This is a genomic window from Micromonospora gifhornensis, from assembly GCF_016863515.1.
Taxonomy (GTDB): domain Bacteria; phylum Actinomycetota; class Actinomycetes; order Mycobacteriales; family Micromonosporaceae; genus Micromonospora; species Micromonospora gifhornensis.
This window is the reverse complement of the sequence record NZ_BOPA01000004.1, coordinates 1-5659: the sequence shown is the minus strand read 5'-3', so window position 1 is coordinate 5659 and position 5659 is coordinate 1. Positions and strand designations below refer to the sequence as shown.

The window sequence follows — 5659 nt, the reverse complement described above, 5'->3', positions numbered from 1 at the left end:
CCCTCTCACACTGGATAGCAGGCTCCAAGCCTTCTGGGCGGGCACCCATGCTGCTGTGCGAGGCACTGTCACGGAAGCTCGGCCGGGTGATCACCCTCGACGAGATCGGGTTGCCCGCCCCGCCGCTGTCCTCCAAGGACATGCTCGGATGGCGAGTCGATACGCTGGCAGCGCTAACCGAACTCGGGAGAGTCGACGTGGACGCTGAACGTAGGCGCGTTCTCAGCACCGCCGCCTATTCGCTCGCTGCGCTGACTCTGCCCTCCGATCGTTGGTGGTCGCAAATGGCCGAACGTGGCCGAGCGCGCGGTGCGGCAGGCGGCAGGACCGTGAGCCGGGGCGACGTAGACGCGGTGCACGACATGATGTCCCTGTTTTCCCGCGTCGACCAGCGTCGGGGCGGCGGGCATGCTCGCTCGGCTGTCGTCCAATACCTCGGCTCCGACGTGGCAAGCTTTCTTTACGGACGCTACGCCGACGACATTCTGAGGCGCGACATGTTCACCGCCGCCAGCGAGCTTTCCTACCTCGCCGGCTGGATGGCATTCGACAACGGCGAACACAACGTGGCTCAGCACTACTTCAACATCGCCGTCAAACTGGCCGCAGAAGCCGACAATCCAGCAATGGCAGGCCATGTACTGCGCGCGATGGCACACCAAGCCATCGACCTCGGCCACCGCAAGCGTGCTCTCAACCTCGCCTCGGCATCCGTCGACGGCGAACGGTACAAAGCGGCAGCTCCACGAGAACGAGCCTTGCTTGGAGTGGTCTACGCACGCGCACTAGCAGTAAACGGCGAAACGCAAAAGGCGGCTCGCGCACTCCTCCGAGCCGAGGACGACCTCTCCGCCGCCACCGGCGGAGACGATGAGCCCGGCCGCGTCTTCTTCTTCGGTGAAGCGAGCCTTGCGCATGAGACGGCCTGCGCGCTGCGCGACACCGGTGACTTGGCCGGCGCAACGACTCAGTTTCGCCGCAGCGTCAGGACGCGCAAGGCGTCAACCTTCACTCGGACCCACGCCGTCACGCTCGGATATATGGGAGCCGTCCAGGCTAGGCAGGGCGAGATCGAAGAAGCCTGCGCAACGTGGTCCCGTGCCCTCGATGCAATGGAAGGCGTCCGATCGGGCCGCACGCGCGAGGTTGCCGCCGAGATGCGCGCCATCCTTTCCCCCTACAGACGCCGCAGCGTCCGAGCAGTCCGAGACGTGGATGCACGCGCCAAAAGCTACCTCTCAACTTTCGCCTAAACGACAGCCAGCAACAGAAGCGGGAGACTGGAATGGCAGCCGAGAAGTTCGCCGTGGAATCAATTGCGCGGGTCATAGGCGGAAGATCCGAGCCGACGGATGACTATTGGGGTGGAAGTAGGGCCATTATTCGAGTCGATAGTGAGCTGTTCACCCCAGCAGCCACCAGAGGGCTAGAGGACTTCTCTCACCTTGAGATCGTATTTCGATTCCACCTCACCGATCCGACCGATCTGAACCTGGGTGCACGCCGCCCTAGAGACAACCCGGAATGGCCAGAGGTCGGCATCTTCGGCCACCGGAACATGCGTCGCATCAACTGGTTGGGCGTGTCCCGCTGCCGCCTGGTCAAGGTCGACGGCCTTGACCTGCATGTCGAGGAACTAGACGCCGTAGATGGCACGCCTGTCCTGGACATCAAGCCATGGTTCTCAGAGTTCGGCCCACGCGGCGAGGTCAAGCAACCGGCCTGGCCGACTCAGATGCTCGGACTGTACTTCGCAGATCCCGCAGAGGCCCAAGCAAAGTGAGTCCGGTGTGAGCCCGAACTCCTACAGACTAAACGACACCGGCCACTACCGATGAAGCCGTAGGGGTGTCTACCTGCAAAGATAGACACCCCTACGGATTGCCCGTCACCCACAATCACGATCGGATTCAACTTGACCGAGCCCTCACAATCCCCCGAAGCCCGTGTCACCCGCCGCGCTGTTTCAGATCTAGAAGGCAGGGCGGCGAGCCGGCATTGGTGGGATGAGGACGCTGACAGCTACCAGGAAGAGCACGGCGCTTTCCTCGGAGACGTTGACCTTGTGTGGTGCCCTGAGGGCCTACGCGAAGCAGATGCAAGGCTGCTCGGCGACGTGAAGGGAGCACGAGTCCTGGAGATAGGCTGCGGCGCGGCTGCGGGCTCACGCTGGCTAGACGGCCAAGGGGCCGACGTTACGGCGCTGGACCTTTCCACCGGCATGTTGCGGCACGCCAAGCTGGCCGCCGAACGCTCGGGCGTGCATGTGCCGCTCGTACAAGCCGACGCCCTGGCGATGCCTTTTCAGGCGGGCACCTTCGATACGGTGCATACCGCGTTCGGCGCTGTCCCGTTCGTCGCAGACTCCGAAGCGCTCATGCGCGAAGTGTTCCGGGTGCTGCGCCCCGGTGGGGCATGGGTCTTTGCCGTTACTCACCCGATGCGCTGGATTTTTCTCGATGATCCCGGCGAGGCCGGCCTAACGGCTGTCCACTCATACTTCGACCGCCGCCCGTATGTCGAACAGGACTCGACAGGAGTGCCTACCTACGTCGAGGCGCACCGCACCTTCGGCGATCGCGTCCGAGAGCTTACGGCCGCCGGCTTCATTCTCTGTGACGTGGTTGAACCGGAGTGGCCGCCGGGGCACGAGGAAGTCTGGGGCCAGTGGAGCCCGCTTCGCGGTCGGCTGTTCCCTGGCACCGCCATCTTCGTAGCCCGCCGTCCAGCCGCCGTGTGACCTAGCACACGAAGAGCGGCAGGGCACGTCGCGGAGATATCACCAGGCATGACCAGGCGTTTTTGATAGTGCAAGATCATATCCACTTGATCGGGTGGGTGATGGCGAAGACCCACAAGCCGCCGGGACGCAGCACCCGGTACACCTCACGCATCAGCGCCTCGGAATCGGCGACGAACGGCACGGCCCCGAACGCGGTGTGCACCGTGTCGAAGGCACCCGCCCGGAACGGCAGGGCCAGGGCGTCCGCCTGGACGAGGGGAACCGGTACGCCGCAGCGCTCGGCGGCCAGCCGGGCCTGCCGCAGCATGCCGGCGGACAGGTCCAGGGCCACCACCTCGGCGCCCTGCCCGTCCAGCCAACGCGAGCCCGCCGCCGCGCCGCAGCCCAGTTCCAGCAACCGGGCCCCCTTCACGTCGCCGAGCAGCCGCACGTCGGCCTCCCGCAGGCCCTCCGGGCACCACACCAGGTCCACGTCACCGAGGAAGGTGCCGTGCTCCTCCTGGTAGTTGTCCGCGTCCTGGTCCCACCAGCGGCGGCTCGCCGCCCGGCCCTCGGCCTCGGTGACAGCACGGCGGGTGACGGTGGGTTCGGGATCGTCGTTCATCCCGGTAACGGTACGGAGCCCGGGCGGGGCATCCGCGCAAGGGCGTCGGCGGGCCACCGACATCGATCCGAGCCCGCTGTGGCTCGCGGCCATCGGCGGCGGCCAGCGCCCGTTTCCGCTCGTTGACGCAGGGTAACCGCAGGTCATGGCCGAGAAGGAGTTCCACGAGGGCGACCACGTCTCCTGGGCCAGCCACAGCGGCCGGGCGTACGGCGTGGTCAAGGAGAAAATCGTCGACCGCACCCACGTACGCGGACACCCGGTGAACGCCTCACCGGAGGACCCGCAGTACCGGATCACCAACGACGACTCGGGCCGGGACGTGACCCACCGCCCGGAGGTGCTACGTCGTGAGCCGAAGTGACGATCCGCAGCAGACGTACCGGGAGTTCACCGATGCGGTGAACATGAAGCCGACCGAGTTGTCCCGCTGGCTGGAGACCGCCGAATCCAAACACGTCGGCTGGCAGAAGAAGGGCACCGAGGGCGGTGAGACGGTGGGCCACGAGTCCGGCCGGAAGATCGTCGACCTGCTCCGCCGCAAGCGCGACGACCTCACCGAGGCGGACTACAAGCACATGCGCAAGGTGGTCGGCTACGTCCGGCGGCACATGGCACAACGGCCCAGCGGCGACGTACGCCAGACCCGGTGGCGGTACTCCCTGATGAACTGGGGTCACGACCCGGTCAAGGCGGCGCTGCCGCCGCCCGGCGGCCCGTCCCGAAAGGCCCTCGAACGGCACGGCGCCCCGCCGAAGTCACGCCGTCACCCATAAAAATCGGGGTACGAAAGCCTCCTTCCGTGCCGACGTCCTGCGGACCGAGATCGGCGCGCGTTGATAGCGTGCCGACGGTGACGCCAGAACTGTCGACAGCCGGCCGTCATCCCCGCGCCGGACACGTCGTCCTGCTGTCCGGTCTGGGGCTCATCGCTGCTGCGGCGCTCTGGCTGGTGATCACCGGGAACAGCAACATCCGGTACAGCGCCGACCACGAGGGCACCGTGCCCATGTGGGCCAGGTGGCTTCCGGCCCTGGTCGCCATCGCGGTGATCCGGCTGGTCCCGCGAGCACCCGATCCGCGCTGGCCGGACCCGCCGGCACCGTACCGCGAGGCGGTGCCGCTGCTGTGCGCCGCCATCGCATTCGCCGCGATCATGCCCCTACTCGACGGCGAGCCGGCGTACACCCTGCTCAAGCTCGCGCTGCTGCTCGGCGTACCGGCTGCGGTGTTCGTGGTGGTCCGTCGCCGGCCGCAGTGGCATCCTGGGCCGGCCCCGGCGGACGCCGCCCACCGCTTCGGGCCGGCGGTGCCCGTGGCGGTGTAGCTGGTGCTCAGTTACGCGACTCCGCTTGCGGCACCGGCCGGCGACTGGGCTCGCGGCCTCCCACTTGTCGAACTGGTCGCCACGATCCTTGTGGTGTTCGCGGTGAACGCGCTGCTGGAGGAGTTCTTCTACCGGCGATGGCTGCAGACCCGCTGGGAATCGTTGCTGGGCCGCTGGCCCGCCATCGTGCTCGTGTCGCTGCTCTGGGCGGTCTGGCACGTGGCCATCCAGGGCGGCGTCCGACCCGACATCGACCTGGCCACGGTGATCGTCAGCCACGCCGTGACCGGCCTCTTCCTCGGCTACCTGTGGTCCCGGTACCGCCGAATGTGGCCCCCCTTGGTGATCCACGGCGCCCTCAACGCCATGCCCACCCTCCTAACCCTGTAACCCCCCGCCCCCTCCCCCGCCCGCCCCGCTCCCACGCCCGCCCCGGCCCCCACCAGCACCAGCACCAGCACCAGCACCAGCACCAGCACCAGCACCAGCACCAGCGATCATGCACTTCCGGTCGCCGATCTGCCCCAAACACACCCTGTGCACCGACAACAAGTGCAAGATCGACGGAACTCGGAGCACATGCTGGTCCACCACCGTCACCGTCGCCGCCCGAACCGCGCCCGATCCGCCCACGCACCGCCGCGCTGCCACCGAGCACGGGTTCACCACCACAACCCGCGCAACCCCACGCAAGCCCTCCAACCCTCGCGCCCAACCAGCTCAACGCCCCACCAAGTCCGTCGATCAAGAGGTTTGCGTCAGATTCCAACGCGTTCCCGACCAAAACCTCTTGATCACCGCTCCGGGGACGGGCCAGCCCGGCCACCGGACGCGGTCGGGCAACCGGACGCGGTCGGGCAGCGGGCGCGGTTCAGCGACCGAAAGGGGCGTCAACGTTTGTGGCACGTACGGCAGGGTGGTCATCGCTTGTGAGGTGCCGTCGTGGTGCTACCCGGCTCACGTCAGGGGGTTCGGGGGAGCCCGG

General features: G+C 67.1%; 7 protein-coding genes and 1 pseudogene. 7 read left to right on the top strand and 1 reads right to left on the bottom strand.

All coding sequences use genetic code 11. From position 1 onward, the window contains the following. The first annotated feature begins 14 nt into the window (after positions 1-14). The 3 genes from Vgi01_RS02445 to Vgi01_RS02435 all read left to right on the top strand — a co-directional run bounded on the left by Vgi01_RS02445 (position 15) and on the right by Vgi01_RS02435 (position 2740). The gene (locus tag Vgi01_RS02445; protein WP_505842271.1) at positions 15-1253 is read left to right on the top strand and encodes an NsdA family TPR-like regulatory protein; all 1239 of its coding nucleotides are present in this window, start codon (positions 15-17) and stop codon (positions 1251-1253) included. 32 nt (positions 1254-1285) lie between these two features. Further along, positions 1286-1783, top strand: coding sequence for an SAM-dependent methyltransferase (locus tag Vgi01_RS02440; protein WP_203220509.1), 498 nt, complete (start codon positions 1286-1288; stop codon positions 1781-1783). Between the two features lie 132 nt (positions 1784-1915). Beyond that, positions 1916-2740: a class I SAM-dependent methyltransferase gene (locus Vgi01_RS02435; protein WP_203220510.1), complete on the top strand. Its 825-nt coding sequence runs from the start codon at positions 1916-1918 to the stop codon at positions 2738-2740. A 79-nt stretch (positions 2741-2819) separates the two neighbouring features. On the opposite strand, the pseudogene Vgi01_RS02430 reads toward Vgi01_RS02435, so the two are convergent. Then, a pseudogene (locus tag Vgi01_RS02430) lies at positions 2820-3347 on the bottom strand (class I SAM-dependent methyltransferase); the annotation flags it as partial. A gap of 145 nt (positions 3348-3492) precedes the next feature. On the opposite strand from Vgi01_RS02430, the gene Vgi01_RS02425 reads away from it, so the two are divergent. The 4 genes from Vgi01_RS02425 (at position 3493) to Vgi01_RS30415 (ending at position 5064) form a co-directional block, all read left to right on the top strand. Next, a complete protein-coding gene (locus Vgi01_RS02425; protein ID WP_204290020.1) occupies positions 3493-3711 on the top strand; it encodes a hypervirulence associated TUDOR domain-containing protein in 219 nt (72 codons plus the stop codon). Further along, positions 3698-4123 (top strand): DUF3140 domain-containing protein, encoded by a 426-nt coding sequence (locus Vgi01_RS02420; RefSeq protein ID WP_102660209.1) that lies wholly within the window; start codon positions 3698-3700, stop codon positions 4121-4123. Before Vgi01_RS02425 ends, Vgi01_RS02420 begins: the two co-directional genes overlap by 14 nt. Positions 4124-4200: 77 nt before the next feature. Then, positions 4201-4674: a hypothetical protein gene (locus tag Vgi01_RS30420; RefSeq protein WP_239088770.1), complete on the top strand. Its 474-nt coding sequence runs from the start codon at positions 4201-4203 to the stop codon at positions 4672-4674. A 3-nt stretch (positions 4675-4677) separates the two neighbouring features. Beyond that, positions 4678-5064, top strand: coding sequence for a CPBP family intramembrane glutamic endopeptidase (locus Vgi01_RS30415; RefSeq protein ID WP_239088769.1), 387 nt, complete (start codon positions 4678-4680; stop codon positions 5062-5064). Positions 5065-5659: the final 595 nt, after the last annotated feature.

Excerpts from the sequence above, each read along its gene's own strand:
- Vgi01_RS02440 (WP_203220509.1), top strand. The coding sequence starts at position 1,286 with ATGGCAGCCGAGAAGTTCGCCGTGGAATCAATTGCGCGGGTCATAGGC.
- Vgi01_RS02425 (WP_204290020.1), top strand. The coding sequence starts at position 3,493 with ATGGCCGAGAAGGAGTTCCACGAGGGCGACCACGTCTCCTGGGCCAGC.